At 58.7% G+C, this 17,874-nt stretch carries 13 protein-coding genes and 1 riboswitch; of the genes, 11 read left to right on the forward strand and 2 right to left on the reverse strand.

Features of this window, described 5'->3' with window-relative positions; all coding sequences use genetic code 11:
• Positions 1-102: 102 nt before the first annotated feature.
• Positions 103-180, forward strand: a riboswitch (SAM riboswitch).
• Positions 181-245: 65 nt separating this feature from the next.
• The 5 genes from metZ (at position 246) to AC2FJF_RS01120 (ending at position 6,788) form a co-directional block, all read left to right on the forward strand.
• Positions 246-1,436 carry an O-succinylhomoserine sulfhydrylase gene (gene metZ, locus AC2FJF_RS01100; protein WP_496722171.1) on the forward strand — a complete coding sequence of 397 codons (1,191 nt, stop codon included), beginning with the start codon at positions 246-248 and terminating at the stop codon, positions 1,434-1,436.
• Between the two features lie 169 nt (positions 1,437-1,605).
• Entirely contained in the window at positions 1,606-2,709 is a 1,104-nt protein-coding gene (gene folE2 / locus AC2FJF_RS01105) for a GTP cyclohydrolase FolE2 (RefSeq protein ID WP_496722173.1), read from the forward strand.
• A 279-nt stretch (positions 2,710-2,988) separates the two neighbouring features.
• On the forward strand, positions 2,989-3,714 hold the full coding sequence (locus AC2FJF_RS01110) for a hypothetical protein (RefSeq protein WP_496722175.1): 726 nt from the start codon (positions 2,989-2,991) through the stop codon (positions 3,712-3,714).
• A 51-nt stretch (positions 3,715-3,765) separates the two neighbouring features.
• The gene (locus AC2FJF_RS01115) at positions 3,766-5,214 is read left to right on the forward strand and encodes a TrkH family potassium uptake protein (protein ID WP_496722177.1); all 1,449 of its coding nucleotides are present in this window, start codon (positions 3,766-3,768) and stop codon (positions 5,212-5,214) included.
• Positions 5,214-6,788: a thiamine pyrophosphate-binding protein gene (locus tag AC2FJF_RS01120; protein ID WP_496722179.1), complete on the forward strand. Its 1,575-nt coding sequence runs from the start codon at positions 5,214-5,216 to the stop codon at positions 6,786-6,788. Before AC2FJF_RS01115 ends, AC2FJF_RS01120 begins: the two co-directional genes overlap by 1 nt.
• A gap of 55 nt (positions 6,789-6,843) precedes the next feature.
• On the opposite strand, the gene AC2FJF_RS01125 is transcribed toward AC2FJF_RS01120, so the two are convergent.
• On the reverse strand, positions 6,844-8,577 hold the full coding sequence (locus AC2FJF_RS01125; protein ID WP_496722181.1) for a serine protease: 1,734 nt from the start codon (positions 8,575-8,577) through the stop codon (positions 6,844-6,846).
• Positions 8,578-8,782: 205 nt separating this feature from the next.
• On the opposite strand from AC2FJF_RS01125, the gene AC2FJF_RS01130 reads away from it, so the two are divergent.
• Positions 8,783-9,712: a glycine--tRNA ligase subunit alpha gene (locus AC2FJF_RS01130; RefSeq protein WP_058274256.1), complete on the forward strand. Its 930-nt coding sequence runs from the start codon at positions 8,783-8,785 to the stop codon at positions 9,710-9,712.
• 8 nt (positions 9,713-9,720) lie between these two features.
• On the opposite strand, the gene AC2FJF_RS01135 is transcribed toward AC2FJF_RS01130, so the two are convergent.
• Positions 9,721-10,353 (reverse strand): MarC family protein, encoded by a 633-nt coding sequence (locus AC2FJF_RS01135; protein WP_058277621.1) that lies wholly within the window; start codon positions 10,351-10,353, stop codon positions 9,721-9,723.
• A 91-nt stretch (positions 10,354-10,444) separates the two neighbouring features.
• Here AC2FJF_RS01135 and AC2FJF_RS01140 point away from each other — a divergent pair, with 91 nt between their 5' ends.
• The 5 genes from AC2FJF_RS01140 (at position 10,445) to AC2FJF_RS01160 (ending at position 17,853) form a co-directional block, all read left to right on the forward strand.
• Positions 10,445-10,969: a DUF6446 family protein gene (locus AC2FJF_RS01140; protein WP_496722183.1), complete on the forward strand. Its 525-nt coding sequence runs from the start codon at positions 10,445-10,447 to the stop codon at positions 10,967-10,969.
• Positions 10,970-10,976: 7 nt separating this feature from the next.
• Positions 10,977-12,191 carry a sodium/glutamate symporter gene (gene gltS, locus AC2FJF_RS01145; protein ID WP_496722185.1) on the forward strand — a complete coding sequence of 405 codons (1,215 nt, stop codon included), beginning with the start codon at positions 10,977-10,979 and terminating at the stop codon, positions 12,189-12,191.
• Between the two features lie 9 nt (positions 12,192-12,200).
• Positions 12,201-14,420, forward strand: coding sequence for a glycine--tRNA ligase subunit beta (gene glyS / locus AC2FJF_RS01150; RefSeq protein WP_496722187.1), 2,220 nt, complete (start codon positions 12,201-12,203; stop codon positions 14,418-14,420).
• A 43-nt stretch (positions 14,421-14,463) separates the two neighbouring features.
• Complete coding sequence (locus AC2FJF_RS01155) at positions 14,464-17,025, forward strand: putative PEP-binding protein (RefSeq protein ID WP_496722189.1); 2,562 nt, start codon at positions 14,464-14,466, stop codon at positions 17,023-17,025.
• Positions 17,026-17,211: 186 nt separating this feature from the next.
• The gene (locus AC2FJF_RS01160) at positions 17,212-17,853 is read left to right on the forward strand and encodes a cell wall hydrolase (RefSeq protein WP_058277625.1); all 642 of its coding nucleotides are present in this window, start codon (positions 17,212-17,214) and stop codon (positions 17,851-17,853) included.
• Positions 17,854-17,874 lie beyond the last annotated feature (21 nt).

The following is a 17,874-nucleotide window of genomic DNA, read 5'->3' on the forward strand; positions in this document are numbered from 1 at the left end:
GCGATGATGCGGTATTCTGCGCAATCGGCAAGAGGCGGTTACGAAAGCGTGACACAGGGCAACCGGGCTTGACGGCCAAGAATGCGCGGCGTATTTGCATCGCAGAAGCTACGTGGCGATTTGTTACCGGATTGCGGGCCACGCTAAACAACACCGCTAAAAGGTCAGGATGAAAGGCCCCTTTCGCTTGACCGCGTCTGGGGTTTTTTTGATGCCCTTGCCAGACAAGGGTCGAGAGGAATGAGATGAGCGAGAGCTGGAACAAACGCACCCAAGCCGTCCATGGCGGCATCCGTCGCAGCCAATACAACGAAGTCAGCGAAGCAATTTTTCTGACACAGGGCTTTGTCTATGAGACAGCCGAACAAGCCGAGGCGCGGTTCATCGAATCCGGCCCGGATGAGTTCATCTATGCCCGCTATGGCAACCCGACCGTTTCGATGTTCGAACAGCGCATTGCCGCGCTGGAAGGTGGCGAGGACGCGTTTGCCACAGCGTCCGGCATGGCTGCGGTGAACGCGGCGTTGACCTCCATGTTGCAGGCGGGCGACCATGTGGTTTCGGCCAAGGCATTGTTCGGGTCCTGCCTGTATATCCTCGAAAACATCCTTTCCCGTTATGGTGTGGACGTCACCTTTGTTGACGGCACCGATCTGGACGCCTGGAAAGCGGCGATCCGCCCTGAGACCAAGGCGGTTTTCTTTGAATCCATGTCAAACCCGACGCTTGAGGTCATTGATATCGAGGCGGTTGCCAAACTGGCCCATGCGGTTGGCGCGCTTGTCATCGTGGACAATGTGTTTTCCACCCCGGTTTTTTCGCGCGCGATCGAACAAGGGGCGGATGTCGTGGTCTATTCCGCGACCAAACATATCGACGGGCAGGGGCGTGCTTTAGGCGGTGTCATCATTGGCACAAAGGATTTCATCCGGGGAACAGTTGAGCCTTATCTAAAACACACCGGTGGAGCGCTGAGCCCGTTCAACGCTTGGGTCATGCTGAAAGGTCTGGAAACGATGGCGCTGCGCGTTAACGCTCAGGCAGAGACGGCACAGACCATTGCCGAAGCACTGGAGGGGCATCCGGCGCTGGAACGCACGCTTTATCCGGGCCTGAAAACCCATGCGCAAAACGCATTGGTGCAAACCCAATTGGGCGGCAAAGGCGGAACTGTTCTGTCGCTGGACATCAAGGGCGGCAAGGACGCAGCGTTTGCATTCCTGAACGCGCTGACGATCCCTGTCATTTCGAACAATCTGGGCGATGCCAAGTCGATTGCGACACATCCGGCCACGACAACGCACCAGCGTCTGAGCGACGATCAGAAGGACGAATTGGGCATCACGCCCGGCCTGATCCGCTTTTCCGTAGGGTTGGAGGATGCGGGCGATCTGCTTGCAGACATCAAGCATGCGCTGGACGTGTCGCAACGTTAAATTGCGGCGGTGGTTTACTGACAACCGGGTCGAACCTAGGTGAAAATGACGTAAGTCATGCGATTTTCGCCGAATTTCGATCCGGGCTGTGTTTTTCAGCGTATAAAGCTACACTGGAAAGCAAGCCGAACACGAATAAGGTTCGGCGACCAACCGAGGAACCCGATCGATGAACGTGCACCCCCGCGACATTGAGGATATGCCCGACAATGACGAAGCCGCAGCCGCTCTAAAGACGCTGCGCAAATGGGCCGAGTCCGCAACCGAGGCCGAGATCAGCCAGCTCGACCCGGCGATTGCGCGCCTTGTGCCCGGTCTGGTGCCCGTGAACTATCCGTCCCTGTCGCGCGAATACCCCGAGGGGTTCACGGTCGACAGTGCGTATCGCGCGTCCTTGCCGGATTTGCAGAATGGCCCGTCCAGTCTGATCCGGGGCGCAAAACAGCAAATCCAGCATGTTGGTATCTCGAACTTTCGCCTGCCGATCCGCTTTCATCGCAAGCGCGGCGATGACCTGACGCTGGAGACCTCGGTGACCGGGACTGTCAGTCTGGATGCCGAAAAGAAGGGCATCAACATGTCCCGGATCATGCGCTCGTTTTACAAACACGCCGAGCGTACGTTCAGCTTTGAAGTCATGGAGGCCGCGCTGGATGACTATATGACCGATCTGGACAGCTTTGACGCCCGTATCCAGATGCGGTTTTCCTATCCCGACCGGGTGCAAAGCCTGCGGTCCGGTTTGGAAGGGTACCAGTATTACGACATCGCACTTGAGCTGGTTGAACAGGGCGGAGTGCGCCAAAAGATCATGCATCTGGACTATGTCTATTCCTCAACATGTCCCTGTTCGCTGGAACTTAGCGAGCACGCACGCGCAACACGTGGACAGCTGGCCACACCGCATTCGCAACGTTCAGTGGCGCGGATTTCTGTTGTGGTCGACTGCGACACGGATTGCCTATGGTTCGAGGATCTGATTGCCATGTGCCGCCGTGCCGTTCCGACAGAAACGCAGGTGATGGTCAAACGCGAGGATGAACAGGCCTTTGCCGAGCTTAACGCGGCCAATCCGATCTTTGTCGAAGACGCCGCCCGGCTGTTCTGTGCCGAATTGCTGGCCGATCACCATATCGGCGATTTCCGCGTGGTCGCAAGCCACCAGGAAAGCCTGCACAGCCACGATGCGGTGTCGGTTCTGACCGAAGGTCCGACCTTTGTGTCACCCAGCCTGGACCCGCGGCTGTTCACTACACTGTTCCACGTCGGGTGACAGGGCAGGGTGGATCAAAAAAGTATCACTTTTAGACTAAGGGCGGTTTTCCGCCGCAGCGCGGCAATTCGTGCTGCATTTGCACGATCGTTCAAGTAACACTGGTGTGGAATGCAGCCGTGGCAGGCGAATTTCTGTTCGTGCGTCTGCCACTCTGAAAGGAAGCTGAGACGTGCGACGCTCAGGACTTCGTGACTGCTTGATCCGCCCGAAAAATCGGGACGGGCAGCTCAATTCACTCTTTTGCAGGCTGCATCGCTTTCAGAGGAGAACTAAAGTATGAATCCAATTTCCCAACCGCTGGAATTTCAGGCTGCGGCCATCCGAATGGCCGGCTATGCGGTTAGCAACCAAATGAAAATTATGCAGATTTTGACCCGTTCGGCGATGGAGCTGCCGTTTGTGTCGGTTAGTGCCTTGCACGCGTCGGCTGCTGCTCCGGCCCCGGCTGCACCCTCGGCAAAACCCGCGCCCAAGGCCAAACCGGTCGCCAAGGCAAAACCTGTGGTGGTGGCCAAGCCCAAGCCTGTAGCCCGCAAGAAAGCCGCCGCAAAACCCAAGGTCGAATCACCCAAGCCGACCGCGCCCAAAACGGTGGCTGCTGTAACCAAACCCACACCGGTGGCAGCCAAATCGGCTGAAGTTGCAGAAAAGCCTACCGCCAATCCTGCCGTCGCCAAAGGGCAGCCAGAGGCCAAACCCGCAGCGGCAGCCAAACCAAAGCCTGCCGTTGCTAGAAAAACACCTGCGCCAAAACCGGCAGCGGTTGCCAAGCCGAAACCTGTGGCGGCAAACACCACTGCGCCGAAGACCCCGGCCAAACCGGCCGCACCCAAGCCGGTCGCGGCGAAACCAGCACCCGGCAAGCCGGTCGCGGCGCAGCCTGCGCCTGCAAAAGCCGTTGCCACAAAGCTCGAGGGGGCACAGGCAGCTGCGGCGCGTCGCCCGCGCGCCCCGTCTAATCCGCCCGCGATGCCAACAACGGCCCGCAAAACGGACGGGTAAAACCCGACACCGGCTTGACACAGTCGTGCAGGCGCGCCAACGCTGCGCCTCATGACGGATATGCGCCCGGTTGGATATGTGATTGGCCTATTGGTCGCCATTCTTGGGGCGACCATGCTGCTGCCTATGCTTGCGGACTTCATCGAAGGCCGGGGCGAATGGCACGTTTTTCTGGAAAGCGGCGTCATCACGATTCTGACCGGCGTCATTCTGGCGATGAGCTGCTCGAACGGGGTGGGCGAAGGTCTGACGATCCGTCAGACCTTTTTACTGACCACAGGGGTCTGGGTCGCATTGCCATTTTTTGGCGCCATTCCGTTTCTTTTGGGCGAGACCGAACTGCGCTTTGTCGATGCGTATTTCGAGGCGATGTCGGGCCTGACGACGACAGGCTCGACCGTGATTTCCGGCCTCGATAACCTGCCACAGGGGTTGCTGCTTTGGCGTGGCCTGCTGCAATGGCTGGGCGGCATCGGCATCATCGTCGTGGCCATGGTCTTCTTGCCCGAGCTTCGCGTCGGGGGGATGCAAATCTTCCGCTCGGAAGGATTTGAAACCATGGGGAAAATTCTTCCACGGGCGCAAGAGATCGCGGGCCAGATTTCCCTGATCTATGTCTTTCTGACGATTGTTTGCGCGTTGGTCTATGCAGGTCTGGGAATGGGCTTCTTTGATGCCGTGGTGCACGCCCTGACGACGATCTCAACGGGCGGGTTTTCAAATTATGACGCGTCCTTTGGCACGTTTTCCGGCCCAGCAGAATATGCGGCCGCTGTCTTCATGATTCTCGCTGCACTGCCTTTCGTGCGCTACGTCCAATTCGCCAATGGCAATACGAGGTCCATTTTCCGCGACAGCCAGATACGGACCTTTCTGGCGACCATTCTTGTGCTGGTGGTCATTATGGCGGTCTTTCTGACCTCCGTTTTCCCGCATCATTGGGAACAAGCTGTTCGGGAATCCCTGTTCAATATCACCTCGATCATTTCGGGTACCGGGTATGCCAGCGTCGACTACATGGGTTGGGGCAGTTTCCCGATCATGATGTTCTTCCTGATCGGTCTGATTGGCGGCTGCGCGGGTTCAACCGCCTGTTCGATCAAGATCTTCCGGTATCAACTGCTGTTTGCTTCGATCAAGACCCAGATCCGCCGCATCCGCTCACCTCATGGGGTTTTTAAGCCGCAATATGATGGCCGTTCGATTGGTCCGGACGTCCTGACCTCGGTTATGAGCTTCTTCATGTTTTTCGTGCTCTCGTTGGGCGTGCTGGCCTGGGCGCTGGCATTGACGGGATTGGATTTCATAACTGCCGTCTCCGGGGCGGCCACAGCGCTGGCCAATGTAGGGCCGGGACTGGGAGACCAAATCGGACCGGCCGGCAATTTTGCAGGGCTCAGCGACACCGCGAAATGGCTGCTTTCAATCGGAATGCTGGTGGGACGGCTTGAGCTTTTGGCCGTATACGCACTCTTCACTGTCCAGTTCTGGAGGAATTGATGAAAAGACCCCTTGGTGCGCAGCTTTCGCATATGCTGCGGGATCGCGGAGTGGATGTGATCTTTGGTATTCCCGGCGTGCACAATCAAGAAATGTATCGCGGGATCGAAGAGGCCGGAATCACCCATGTGCTGGCCCGGCACGAGCAGGGGGCAGGGTTCATGGCCGACGGCTATGCCCGTGCGACCGGCAAGCCGGGTGTTGCATATGTCATCACCGGACCGGGGTTGTGCAATATCATGACGCCGATGGGGCAGGCCTATGCGGACTCGGTCCCGATGCTGGTGATGTCCTCGTGCCTTGATGAAACGCAAGGGGTGCACGGGCAGTTGCACCAGATGAAAGACCAGCGCGCCGCAGCTGAGACCGTGACGGACTGGTCGCATCAGGCCAATACGGCGCAGGCAGCCTACAATCTGGTCGAGCGTGCTTTTGAGGAGTTCGAACTCAACCGCCCACGCCCAAAACACATCCAAGTGCCGATTGCACAGCTTGAGGCCGATGCTGATCCTGCACCGTTTCCCCACCAACCTGGTTTGCGCTCAAAAGTTTTGCCGCCGGATTTGGCTCCGGTAATGTCCATGCTGAACATCGCACGGCGCCCGTTGTTTATTCTGGGTGGGGGCGCGCGGTCGAATCTGTGGCGGCAAATCCTGACGCAGTTGGGCGCGGCCTGTTTCACCACGTATGCCGGGCGCGGAATGGCGGGGTTGGGCTATGCCTTGGACTATGGAGCCATGTTGCCACGACCGGGCAGCGCTGATGTTATCGCCTCGGCCGATCTTGTGGTCGTCGTGGGCGCGGAATTGGGCGAGGTCGACTTGTGGCGAAGCACATTGGGCCACACGGGCAATCTGGTGCGTATAGATGTGGACCCGAAGGTGCTGTCGGATCAGCATCGCGCAGCGGTCAAGCTGCAAGCTGACGGGGAAAGCTTTGCCCATGCACTTTGGGCTGCCATTGATCATGTCAAACCTGCAACGGGGTGGACAGCGGAGGACGTAGCTGACACGCGCCGCCGTTGGCGGGCCGAAGTGGATGCGGAACGGCCAGGTATCGTCCCGGTCCTGGATGCCCTTCGCGCGGCGATGCCCGGCGACACTATGATCTATTCTGACATGACCCAGTTCGCTTATGTCGCCAAAGAGGTTTGGGATATGGGCTATCCCTATCACTGGCACCATCCGACCGGGTTCGGCACGCTTGGCTATGCGCTGCCGGCTGGAATTGGCGGGGCTGTGGCGCGCCGAGGCAAGCCTACAGCGGTGATCGCCGGGGACTACGGTTTTCACTATACGATGCAAGAGCTTGGGGCAGCAGTCGAACTGGGCCTGTCTCTGCCGATTATTCTTTGGGACAACGGAAAGCTCAAAGAGATTGAGGACAGCATGGTCCGAGGTCAGATCGCCCCAAATGCGGTTGTCGCGCGGAACCCGGATTTCTGCAAACTCGCCGAGGCCTTTGGCGCGTTGTCCTCTGCGCCCTCCAGTTTGCCCGAGATGCAAGAGGCGGTCCGAGCCGCCTTTACGGCCCCGGTCCCGACACTGATCCGTGTCACGCCGGATATCCTTTAGCCAACAAAAAAGCGCCGCTCGGACGAGCGGCGCTTTGTGCGATTTGGCGCAGAGATCAATCCCAGCAATGAACCAATACGGTCATTCCGGTCGCCCGGCGGCTGAGTTCATTGGGCGAGATTTGCGCCGTCGGCTGACCCGATTGACCGGACACGCCCGCCTTGGCCAGAACTTCGTTCAGGCTGTTGGCCGTTGCAGCAAGGCTGACGGACGCGGGCAGGGTGCGTCCTTCGGTCGGGGTTGGCAGCAGCATGCCAACAACCTGGCCATTGCCGTCAAAAACCGGTCCGCCCGCATCGCCGGGTTGGGCCGCCAATGCCAGACGTTTCACGCCGTCTTCTCCGTTCAGGCCACGCACATCAGCGATCTGACCAAAGGTGAGCGTCGGTGCGCCCAAGGCGCCCTCATACGAGAAACCCGACACCGCGATCTCAGATTGAATACGCGGCGCATCGGCGCTGAATTCTGCCACGTTGACCGGAACCAGATTGCGGCTGGGGCGCAGAACCGCCACGCCCAGATCTGCATCTGACAAGGCGACCTGGAACTCCTGATCGTCATCAAGCGTGATGCGTGTGCAGCTGTCCGCTGCCTCAAATACGGTCAGGACCGTGCCGCTGGTATCAGCAAAGAAGCCCGAACGGGACAGGCGCGGTGTGCGTACCTGCAGTCCGGACACCAGATCAATCCGCTGCTCGGCATTGGCACCCGCTGCGGCGTCCAGCACGGTGCCAGTTGCGGTAAAGCCGCTCTTCATTGCGGCTAGCACTCTGGCGCGCCGGGCATCGTCACCCTCGGGCCAAACCAGTGCAAAGCCTTTGATCTGGCCATCGTCCAGCCGTGCTTCGCTATAGGTCACGATCCCATTACCGCGCCCTTCCAGCGTAAAGCTGTCGCCACGCAGCTGCCGTGGGCCATCGAGCGGAACGATTTCCAGCGATTGCAGCACCTCATAAAGGGCGCGCAGCGTGGCTTTGTCGCCTTTCTGACTGATCAACAGGGCCTTGGCGTCCAGATCGGTTGTGCTTTTGAAGTGAACAAACGGGGCCTCATAACGGTCGAATGCGATGACACCCAGCGGCAGATCCAAATCGATACCGGCCTGCGGGTCGGAGTAACGCTCCATCCCGACGCTCAGAAGGGGGGCATTAAAATCGTCAATCAACGCCTTGCGCTGTGCGGTCGTCAGAACGCCGGTTGCTTCAAAGCCGTTGAACCGTTGCCAGTCGCCCATGGAGCGCCGCGTGCCTTGGCCAAATGCGCCATCGATCGTTGAATTGTAAAAACCCGCGGCCTGCAGGGCGGTTTGCAAATTCATGCGTTCCTGCGTGCTTAGAAGACGCTCGCTTTGCAACGCTTGTGAGCGTGTCTCGTCCGAGGCCTGCGGGGTTACGCCAACAGCAGGCTGTTCAGGCTGGGATTCAACTGGTGGCGTCACGACGCCCCGGTCCAGAATGTTCTCTCCAACCGGCCAGAATTGCTGTCCCAATGCGCTGGAAAAAGCGATGTAGCTGTCCGCAGGGATTTGCCCCTCGGCGCGGTAAACGCTTAGAACCTGTTCCGCATCGTTGCGTAAATAAGGCCCGATAACAATGGCATACCAACCAGAGTTCAAGCGAAACCCGTTTACGTCCGGTAGGGTGCTGGCATAGACCCGCGCACGTTCCTGCGCTTCGCGCAGCGAGGGCTGCGCTTCGACCTGCACCCAGACGCCTGCGTCCTGCTGTGCAAAAACAGCGCGCGCGCCGATGAGAAAAAGAAACAAAATTGCCGTGAATATGCGAGTCATTGTCTGCCCGTGTCCGCAGTGTTTTATCTTTGCCGGACCCTACGCGAACTCACGTACCGAAAGCCATGCCCGGAATACGGGGAATTTACAGTGTGGCTGCGCAGTGACAGCATAGGCTTTGCCGCCCGTTGACGCCCAACGGCCCCTTGCATAGGAAGGGCAAAACCCAACGGAACCGGGCGCAGTGGCGTCCAAAGGGAATGTCATGACCGACCAGTCCAGCGCACCACGTTCTTTTCAAGAGATTATCTTGCGGCTTCAGACCTATTGGGCCTCGAAAGGCTGCGCTATTCTGCAGCCCTATGACATGGAGGTTGGTGCAGGCACGTTCCACCCGGCGACCACCTTGCGCGCGTTGGGGTCGAAAACCTGGGCCGCAGCTTATGTGCAGCCTTCGCGCCGTCCGACGGACGGACGCTACGGCGAGAACCCCAACCGGTTGCAGCACTATTATCAGTATCAGGTGCTGATCAAACCCAGCCCGCCGGATTTGCAGGACCTGTATCTCGGCAGCCTCGAAGCCATCGGCATCGACATGAACCTGCATGACATCCGGTTTGTCGAAGACGACTGGGAAAGCCCCACTCTGGGTGCCTGGGGTTTGGGTTGGGAAGTCTGGTGCGACGGCATGGAAGTCAGCCAGTTCACGTATTTCCAGCAGGTCGGTGGCCATGATTGCGCACCGGTCTCGGGCGAGCTGACCTATGGTCTGGAGCGTCTGGCGATGTATGTACTTGGTATCGATCACGTGATGGACATGCCATTCAATGATCCGCAGTCACCAAGCCCGCTTTCCTATGGCGACATCTTCAAACAGACCGAAGAAGAATACGCCCGCTGGAACTTTGACGTGGCCAACACCGAAGTGTTGTTGCGCCACTTCGAAGAAGCCGAAGCTGAGTGCGCCGCCATTCTGGCACAAGAGCATGACGACCCGAAAACCGGCAAGCGCATCATCATGGCCCACCCGGCCTATGATCAATGCATCAAGGCCAGTCACGTGTTCAACCTGCTGGACGCGCGGGGCGTGATCTCGGTAACCGAACGTCAGGCCTATATCGGCCGCGTGCGGGCCTTGGCGAAGCAATGCGCAGACGCATTCCTGCTGACCGAGGCCGCCGGGTTCCAGGCCTGATGCGCCGCTCAGGCCAGTCCGGGCAGCAAAACCTTAAGGCCAGCAGCGATCATGCTGATTGCGATGGCCGACAGGATCATGCCCATGAACCGGCTCATGATAACACGAGCATTGTCAGACAGACGTTTGGCAATGGCTGCGGCGTTCCAGAATGTCACGAACAGCAACAGCAGGACGGCCAGGAAAACGCCAGCGTAAACAATGGCATCTACCGGTTTATGGATGTGGCTTGCATACAGGATCAACGTGGTGATTGTGCCCGGCCCGACAAGGATCGGAAAAGCCAGCGGATAAAAGGCAACCGTATCAGGTTCGGGGTAGGATTGCCGTTCCCCCTCGGTTCCGTGATGCGACGTGCTTGGCTTTCCGTTCAGCATGTTCAGGCCAATCATCAGAACGACCAGACCACCCGCGACACGCAGGTCATCGACGCTGATGCCGAACAGGCTGAGCGTTTGACTTCCCACAGCCGCAAACGATGCGCCAAGGATCAGGCAGTAGAGGGCCGTCTTTGTAGCCACTTTGCGTTGCTCAGCCGGGGCAAGGCCGTCGGTGACGCTAAGGAATACTGGCAGGTTCGTGATTGGATTCATGATCGCAAAAAGCGCTCCGAAGAATCCTACGGCAAGGGTGCTGTCCATTTCAAAAGTCTCTTTCCGGCCTGTAATCAATTGGAACCTGTCCTATTTTTACCGATCGTGAAAGAGGCATCGTGAGCAAAAGGAAAAGACAATGACAGGAAAAGTGCTTGCGATCATAGTGCTGATCTCGGCGGCAGTAGCCGGTTTTGGGATGTATTACCTGCAGATATACGGATTTTATTATGACGTGGAATCCAAGCCCGGGCAGGATGTCATGTTGATGACGGAAGGGGCCGAGGCGCCCACGCCTATATCCTACAGTGCGTTTCAGGCGATTGACGCGGACAGCTCACCCATCCGCTACCGTGCCTGTTTCGAAACGGATCTGACGCTTGCGCAGATTGAGGAAACCCATGTCGCGGTCGAGAATGCAGAGCCGCTGACCGCGCCCGGATGGTTCGATTGCTTTGACGCCGTGGCGGTGGCGGATGCACTGAAATCAGGTGAGGCCAAAGCCTTTCTGGGCGCCAAAAACATCCACTTTGGCGTTGACCGAATTGTTGCCGTTACAAATGGCGGCAAAGGCTATGTCTGGCACGCGCTGAACAATTGCGGCGAAAAGGCCTATGACGGCACCGTGATTGGCGAAGAATGCCCGGACCGGCCACAGAATTGAGGATATGATGACCGCCGAGACCCTGCAGATACCTGATTTCCTGACCGCTACGTTGGGCTTTGCGGTGTATCTTTTGGGGGTCGAGATCAATGCGCGCGTCGCCGCACTACGCCAGTTTAACATTCCCGAACCTGTCACGGGTGGCCTGCTGGCCTCACTGGTCGTGCTGATATTGTATCTGGCCTTCGATCTTGAGCTGTCCTTTGACCTTGCCACACGGGATTTTCTGTTAGTGGTGTTCTTTGCGGGCATCGGGTTAAACGCGCGGCTCTCTGACCTTATATCAGGCGGCAAGCCTCTGTTTTTACTTTTGATCCTGACTTTGGCGACGATTGTCGCGCAAAACGGGATCGGGGCAATTGGGGCGTCTATGTTCGGGTATCCGGCGCAGGCTGGGGTTCTGTTCGGCTCGGCATCTCTGATCGGCGGGCACGGAACTGCGATTGCCTGGGCCCCCGAGGTTGCCGAGGCCACCGGCCTGGACGGCGCAACTGAGCTAGGCGTTGCCGTTGCAACACTTGGGCTTGTTCTGGCCGCATTGATTGGCGGACCGATCGCAAGGCTTTTGGTTGAGGGTCGCAACCTTAGCCCCGCGCGCCCGGATGAGGACCACACCGTTGGCCTGCCGATGGATCCCGACGAAACGGCGGTAAAGATCGACCATGTCACAATCATGCGGGTCTTGTTGTTTCTCAATCTGGCGATTATCGCGGGGTATTTCTTGGGAGAGGTGATCAGCGCCGCTGGTCTGAAGCTGCCCCTGTTTGTGCCTTGTCTGATCATGGGCATCGTTATCGCAAATCTGCGTGCAACGTTTTTCCCCAACCGTCCACCGATTGAACGTACACCCTCACTGGCGCTGATCTCGGAATTCTCGCTGGGTGCGTTTTTGGCGATGTCGTTGATGAGCCTGCAGTTGTGGACCATCGCGGAACTGGGTCTGGCAATCGTGGTCATCATGTCCGCCCAGACACTGTTTGCCATCGCCTTCGTGATCTGGGTTCTATTTCCCGTCATGGGCTCAAACTATCGCGCTGCCGTGCTGGCCGCAGGTTTCGGGGGCTTCGCCCTGGGCGCGACTCCGACCGCAATCGCAAATATGACCGCCGTTACCAAGCGATATGGTCCTTCGCCTATTGCCTTTATCGTGCTGCCCCTTGTATCCGCATTCTTTGTGGATATCGCTAATGCCATCGTCATTCAGACGATCGTCAATTTCTAAGGACAGAAAATGCCCGACCTGCTGATCGAATTGTTTTCCGAGGAAATCCCCGCGCGCATGCAGACCCGTGCCGGCGATGACCTGAAAAAGCGGATCACCGATGGTTTGGTCGAGGCCGGTTTGACATATGCCTCTGCTGCCTCTCTGACGACGCCGCGCCGTCTGACACTGGCGGTCGAAGGGTTGCTTTCGGAAAGCCCGATGATCCGCGAAGAACGCAAGGGTCCGAAAGTTGGCGCGCCGGACAAAGCCATAGAAGGTTTCCTGCGGGGCGCAGGTCTGACACGCGATCAGTTGGAAGAGCGTGAAACTCCCAAAGGCGCGGTTTATTTCGCCACTATCGAAAAGCCCGGCCGTCCGGCGGCTGAGATCGTGGCCGAGGTGCTTGAGGCGACGATCCGCAACTTCCCCTGGCCCAAATCCATGCGCTGGGGCAGTGGCGGTCTGCGCTGGGTGCGTCCGTTGCACTCGATCCTGTGCATCCTGACTGATGAGACCGGCGCGCAGGTCGTGCCGATGGAAATCGAAGGCATCACGTCCGGCGATACCACGGAGGGTCATCGTTTCATGGCGCCGGGTCGGTTCGCCGTGTCTTCCTTTGAGGATTACGCCGCCAAGCTGAAACGCGCGTTCGTTGTGCTGTCGCCTGCAGAACGCGCTGAGCATATTTGGAACGACGCCCAGAACCTTGCCTTTGCGGCGGGTCTGGAAGTGGTCGATGACGCGGGCCTCCTGGCCGAGGTTGCCGGCCTGGTCGAGTGGCCGGTCGTCCTGATGGGGAAGATCGACGACGAGTTCCTGGAACTGCCGCCCGAGGTGCTGCAGACTTCGATGAAGGAGCATCAGAAATTCTTCTCGGTCCGCAATCCCAAAACCGGCCGGATCGAACAGTTCATTACTGTTGCAAACCGCGAAACCACCGATAATGGCGCGACCATTCTGGCAGGCAACCAAAAGGTTCTGTCGGCGCGTCTGGCGGATGCCAAGTTCTTCTGGGAGAACGACCTGCGCGTGGCCAAATCGGATATCGCCCAATGGACCCGCGCGCTGGAGAACGTTACCTTCCACAACAAGCTGGGCACACAGGCCGAGCGGATCGACCGTATCGCCGCACTGGCCCGTGAACTGGCCCCGGTGGTCGGAGCGGATGCAGATCAGGCCGCGAAAGCCGCGCGTCTGGCCAAGGCCGATTTAAGCTCCGAGATGGTCTATGAATTCCCGGAACTTCAGGGGCTTATGGGTCGATATTACGTCGAATCCGCCGGTGAGGACGCCGCCGTGGCCTCCGTGGCGCAGGAACATTACTCGCCGTTGGGGCCGTCGGATGATGTGCCCACCGCGCCGTTGTCAGTAACTGTGGCGCTGGCCGACAAGTTGGACACGCTGACCGGGTTCTGGGCGATTGAGGAAAAGCCCACGGGATCGAAAGACCCGTTTGCCCTACGCCGCGCGGCGTTGGGCGTGACGCGATTGATACTCGAAAACGATTTGCGTCTAAGATTGGATCGGTTCTTTGATAGCCAGTTGGTTCGGGCAGAGGGTGCCATCAATGACGCGTTGCCGAAATCAGATGTCGAGGACCTGCTGGAAGAAATCGCGGATCACGGCGTCTTCGGTGCAGCCTTCAAAGCGGTCAAAGACAATCTCGGCGACAAGCCGACCGCTGAATTTCTGGGGTTGGAGAAGAAAGTCCCGGACGCGTCCGACGATCTCCTCTCCTTCTTCCACGACCGACTCAAAACCTTCCTCCGCGACGAGGGCATTCGCCACGACATCATCGACGCCTGCATCGCGATGGACGGCAATGATGACCTCAACCTGCTGGTCAAGCGCGCCCGCGCGCTGAATGCCGTGATCGCGACCGAGGATGGCGAAAACCTCGTGCAGGGGTTCAAGCGCGCCAACAATATTCTGACCCAGGCCGAGGAAAAGGACGGGGTCGAGTATTCCTATGGCGCTGATATCAAATTTGCGGAGACTGACAGTGAAAAGGCTCTGTTCGGCGCGTTAGAAGCTGCACAGGCCAAGATCGACCCGGCGCTGAAAGCCGAGGATTTCCCAAGTGCGATGTCGGCCATGGCCGACCTGCGCGGCCCGGTGGATGCGTTTTTTGAGGATGTTCAGGTCAATACCGACAATGACATCCTGCGCCGTAACCGCCTGAACCTGCTAAGCCAGATCCGTCAGGTCTGCTCCAGTGTTGCTGATCTGAGCCGCATCGAAGGCTGATCCAGAACGCCCTTGCGCCATTGGTGCAGGGGCTTATGCTGCGGTGAAATCAAAAGGTGCCGCAGTGCAGAATAATCCGCATACTACGCTTATCACGTCCGAAGCGCCCGTTGCTGCCAACACGCATGGCGGGCGGGCGAAATGTCTGCAACGTCTGGTTCGTCTGGAACTGCCGGTTCCACGAACGGTCGCGTTGTCGTTTGATGCGGTGCATCAGATATCGGATGGGCAGGTGCCGGATTTGGCCGCTGTTCTTGAGCAGTTTGAACAGACCGCGCTGCTGTGTGTCCGGCCCAGTTCAGAAGATCCCGATTGGGGCGGCCCGGGTGCCATCCTGAACATCGGCATGAATGACGCGCGCTATGTTGACCTGTCGGATTCGATGGGGGTCGAGGCCGCGGCTGCGCTGTATCTGCGCTTTGTCCAAAGCTACGCGGTTCATGTTGCGCGGCTGGACCCGGATGTGTTTGACGAGATCGATGCAGATGGCCGTGAGGGGCTGCAGGAATCTCTGCGGGCTTACGAAGACGAGACTGACGAAGCCTTTCCGCAGGATCGCGGTGAGCAGCTGATTGCCGTGCTGCGTTCGATGGCACGCGCATGGGAGGGCACCTCGGCCCGATTGTTGCGTCAGGCCAAGGGTGCACCAGCGGATGCAGGCTTGGGGCTTGTGATCCAGGAGATGATCCCTGGCGTTGGGCAGGGGGAATGCGGATCGGGCGTGCTGCAACTGATTGACCCGACCACTGGATTGCCTCAGATCACCGGTCGGTATCTGAGTCAAAGTCAGGGACGGGATGCGCTAGGGGAAGGCGTCGCGGCGCTGTACCTCGAAAAGGACCCGCGCGGAGTGTCTTTGGAAGATGTCGCGCCCGAGGCTTTTGCGGACCTCAAGACGCATGCAGCGCTGATGCGGGTCAAGCTGCGCGAGGAAATGCAGGTCGAGTTCGTGATCGAAAACGGCCACGTTCACATTTTGGACGGTGTACGGGTGCAACGCAGTGCCCGGGCCGCGATGCGCATCGCCGTGCGGCTTGCGGAAGACGGGATCATCCCGCCGCAAGAGGCGGTGATGCGGGTGGATCCGCATTCCCTGAACGAGCTGTTGCACCGACAGGTTCACCCTGATGCGGAACGGGACATCCTGACCACCGGAATTGCCGCCAGTCCGGGTGCTGCGACCGGCAAGATCGTGTTCACCTCGGCCGAGGCGCAGGCAAGCGCCGCGCGGGGAGAGCCGTGCATTTTGGTGCGCCGTGAAACCTCCCCGGAAGATGTGCGCGGTATGCATGCCGCCGTGGCGGTCCTGACGGAAAAGGGCGGCATGACCAGCCACGCGGCCGTGATTGGCCGGGGTTTGGGCCTGCCGTGCATCGTCGGCGCGTCCGAGATGCGGTTTCAGACAAAGAAAAAACAGCTGATGGCTCCCGACGGGCGGGTATTCAATACAGGCGACACATTGACCATCGACGGTAGCTCGGGTCAGGTGTTGGCTGGGCAACCGACCATGCTGGAGGCTGCGCTGGATGACTGTTTCCAGACCCTGATGGGCTGGGCGGACGCAGAGCGGGATATTGCCATCCGCGCCAATGCGGACACACCTGCAGACGCGCAAACCGCGCGGAACTTCATGGCACAAGGGATCGGGTTGTGCCGGACCGAGCACATGTTCTTTGACCCCGGCCGCCTGATCGTGATGCGCGAAATGATCTTTGCGCAGACCTCATCCGGTCGCGAAGCGGTCTTGGAACGCTTGCTGCCGATGCAACGCGATGATTTCGCGCAGCTATTCCGGATCATGGAAGGCCAGCCTGTCTGTATCCGTCTATTCGATCCACCGTTGCACGAGTTTCTTCCGACCACGCGCACCGGCCAACGCGAACTTGCCGAAGCGCTGGACCTGCCGGTCTCAGATGTCGAACGCAGGGTCGACGCCATGACCGAATACAACCCGATGCTGGGCCTGCGCGGAGTTCGTCTGGGCGTGACGGTTCCCGAAATATACGACATGCAGGCGCGTGCGATTTTCGAGGCGACGCTTGAAGCCAGCAAAGACGGGGCACCGGTGGTGCCCGAGGTGATGATCCCGCTTGTCTCTGCCAAGCGCGAAGTCGAGCTGGTCAAGGCGCGCATCGATTCCGTGGCGGCAGCCGTCGCCGCTGAACGCGGGCAGGAATTTGAGTACCGGCTGGGCGTGATGGTCGAAACCCCTCGGGCTTGTTTGCGGGCAGCCGAGATCGCGCCGCAAACCGCGTTTTTAAGTTTCGGAACCAACGACCTGACGCAGATGACCTATGGCCTGTCCCGCGATGACGCAGGCCGGTTCATGTCGGCTTATGTCCGGCAGGGTGTCTTTGTCGAAGATCCGTTTCATGTGTTGGACGCGGACGGAGTTGGCGAATTGCTTAAACTGGGGGCTGAACGCGGCAGGCAAGCACAACCAGAAGTCACATTGTCAGTTTGCGGCGAACATGGCGGGAACCCCGAATCAATCGCCATTTGCCGGGAATTGGGCTTTGACTATGTGTCCTGTTCGCCCTTCCGGGTGCCCGTCGCTCGGCTGGCTGCCGCTCAACTGGCGATTTCGTCCAGACTTGGGGGTTGACAGAAGGGCGGCACTCTAGAATTAGTAGGTAACAGAAAGCGCCGTCGTCAAATATTGTTGACGAAACGGCGATTTTCCACTTGCTTTTCCGTCAGAACTGGACGTCGCCGTTTGAATTCGGTATGAGCCTCATCGCGCCCGCCGGGGGAGGGTACGGCGCTAATTGTGCCTGTGCGAGGTTATCTGATGCTACGATACATATTGGCTGTTGCCACATTGGCGGCAACCGTGCTGCCGAGTGTTTCCGTCGCCGAGAGGGAAGCCACCGAATCTGCCAAACGCGAACTAGTAACCCGGAGCGAATTGCCTGGGCAAAAGTTTCGTGATTACTTAGGCCTGTTTAAGCCACGTAAAGAACCTGTGCTGCAACAGGTGTCCTATTCCAAGGATTGGCTGGATCAACTGCCGACTGCCGCTGGTGACGAGAATTTCAAATGTCTGGCTGAGGCGCTTTACTTCGAAGCGCGCGGCGAAAGCGTTCGCGGTCAGTTTGCCGTGGCCGAGGTGATCCTGAATCGGGTCAAAAGTAGCCGCTTTCCAAGTTCGCTGTGCGGGGTGATCAAGCAGGGAACCGGTAAGAAGTACCAATGCCAGTTCACCTACACCTGCGATGGTCAGAAAGAAGTTATTCGCGAGAAAAGAGCCTATGAGCGTGTGTCCAAGGTTGCCCGTGCGGCAATCGACGGCGTTGGCGTCGGGCTGACCGAAGGGGCGACCCATTACCACACCAAGGCGGTGCGCCCGTCATGGTCGCGTGTCTACAAAGAAACGGCCCGGATCGGCGTTCACATTTTCTACCGCCACAACTATCGGACCGCGAGCAACTGATTGACGCACCCGCGCTGGAAC

The organism is Ruegeria sp. CDSB013 (assembly GCF_059611165.1).

Coding starts and splice junctions, on each gene's coding strand:
- AC2FJF_RS01110 (WP_496722175.1), top strand. CDS start 2,989: ATGAATCCAATTTCCCAACCGCTGGAATTTCAGGCTGCGGCCATCCGA.
- AC2FJF_RS01160 (WP_058277625.1), top strand. CDS start 17,212: ATGCTACGATACATATTGGCTGTTGCCACATTGGCGGCAACCGTGCTG.
- AC2FJF_RS01140 (WP_496722183.1), top strand. CDS start 10,445: ATGACAGGAAAAGTGCTTGCGATCATAGTGCTGATCTCGGCGGCAGTA.
- metZ (WP_496722171.1), top strand. CDS start 246: ATGAGCGAGAGCTGGAACAAACGCACCCAAGCCGTCCATGGCGGCATC.
- AC2FJF_RS01125 (WP_496722181.1), bottom strand. CDS start 8,577: ATGACTCGCATATTCACGGCAATTTTGTTTCTTTTTCTCATCGGCGCG.
- AC2FJF_RS01130 (WP_058274256.1), top strand. CDS start 8,783: ATGACCGACCAGTCCAGCGCACCACGTTCTTTTCAAGAGATTATCTTG.
- AC2FJF_RS01115 (WP_496722177.1), top strand. CDS start 3,766: ATGACGGATATGCGCCCGGTTGGATATGTGATTGGCCTATTGGTCGCC.
- folE2 (WP_496722173.1), top strand. CDS start 1,606: ATGAACGTGCACCCCCGCGACATTGAGGATATGCCCGACAATGACGAA.
- AC2FJF_RS01120 (WP_496722179.1), top strand. CDS start 5,214: ATGAAAAGACCCCTTGGTGCGCAGCTTTCGCATATGCTGCGGGATCGC.
- AC2FJF_RS01135 (WP_058277621.1), bottom strand. CDS start 10,353: ATGGACAGCACCCTTGCCGTAGGATTCTTCGGAGCGCTTTTTGCGATC.
- gltS (WP_496722185.1), top strand. CDS start 10,977: ATGACCGCCGAGACCCTGCAGATACCTGATTTCCTGACCGCTACGTTG.
- glyS (WP_496722187.1), top strand. CDS start 12,201: ATGCCCGACCTGCTGATCGAATTGTTTTCCGAGGAAATCCCCGCGCGC.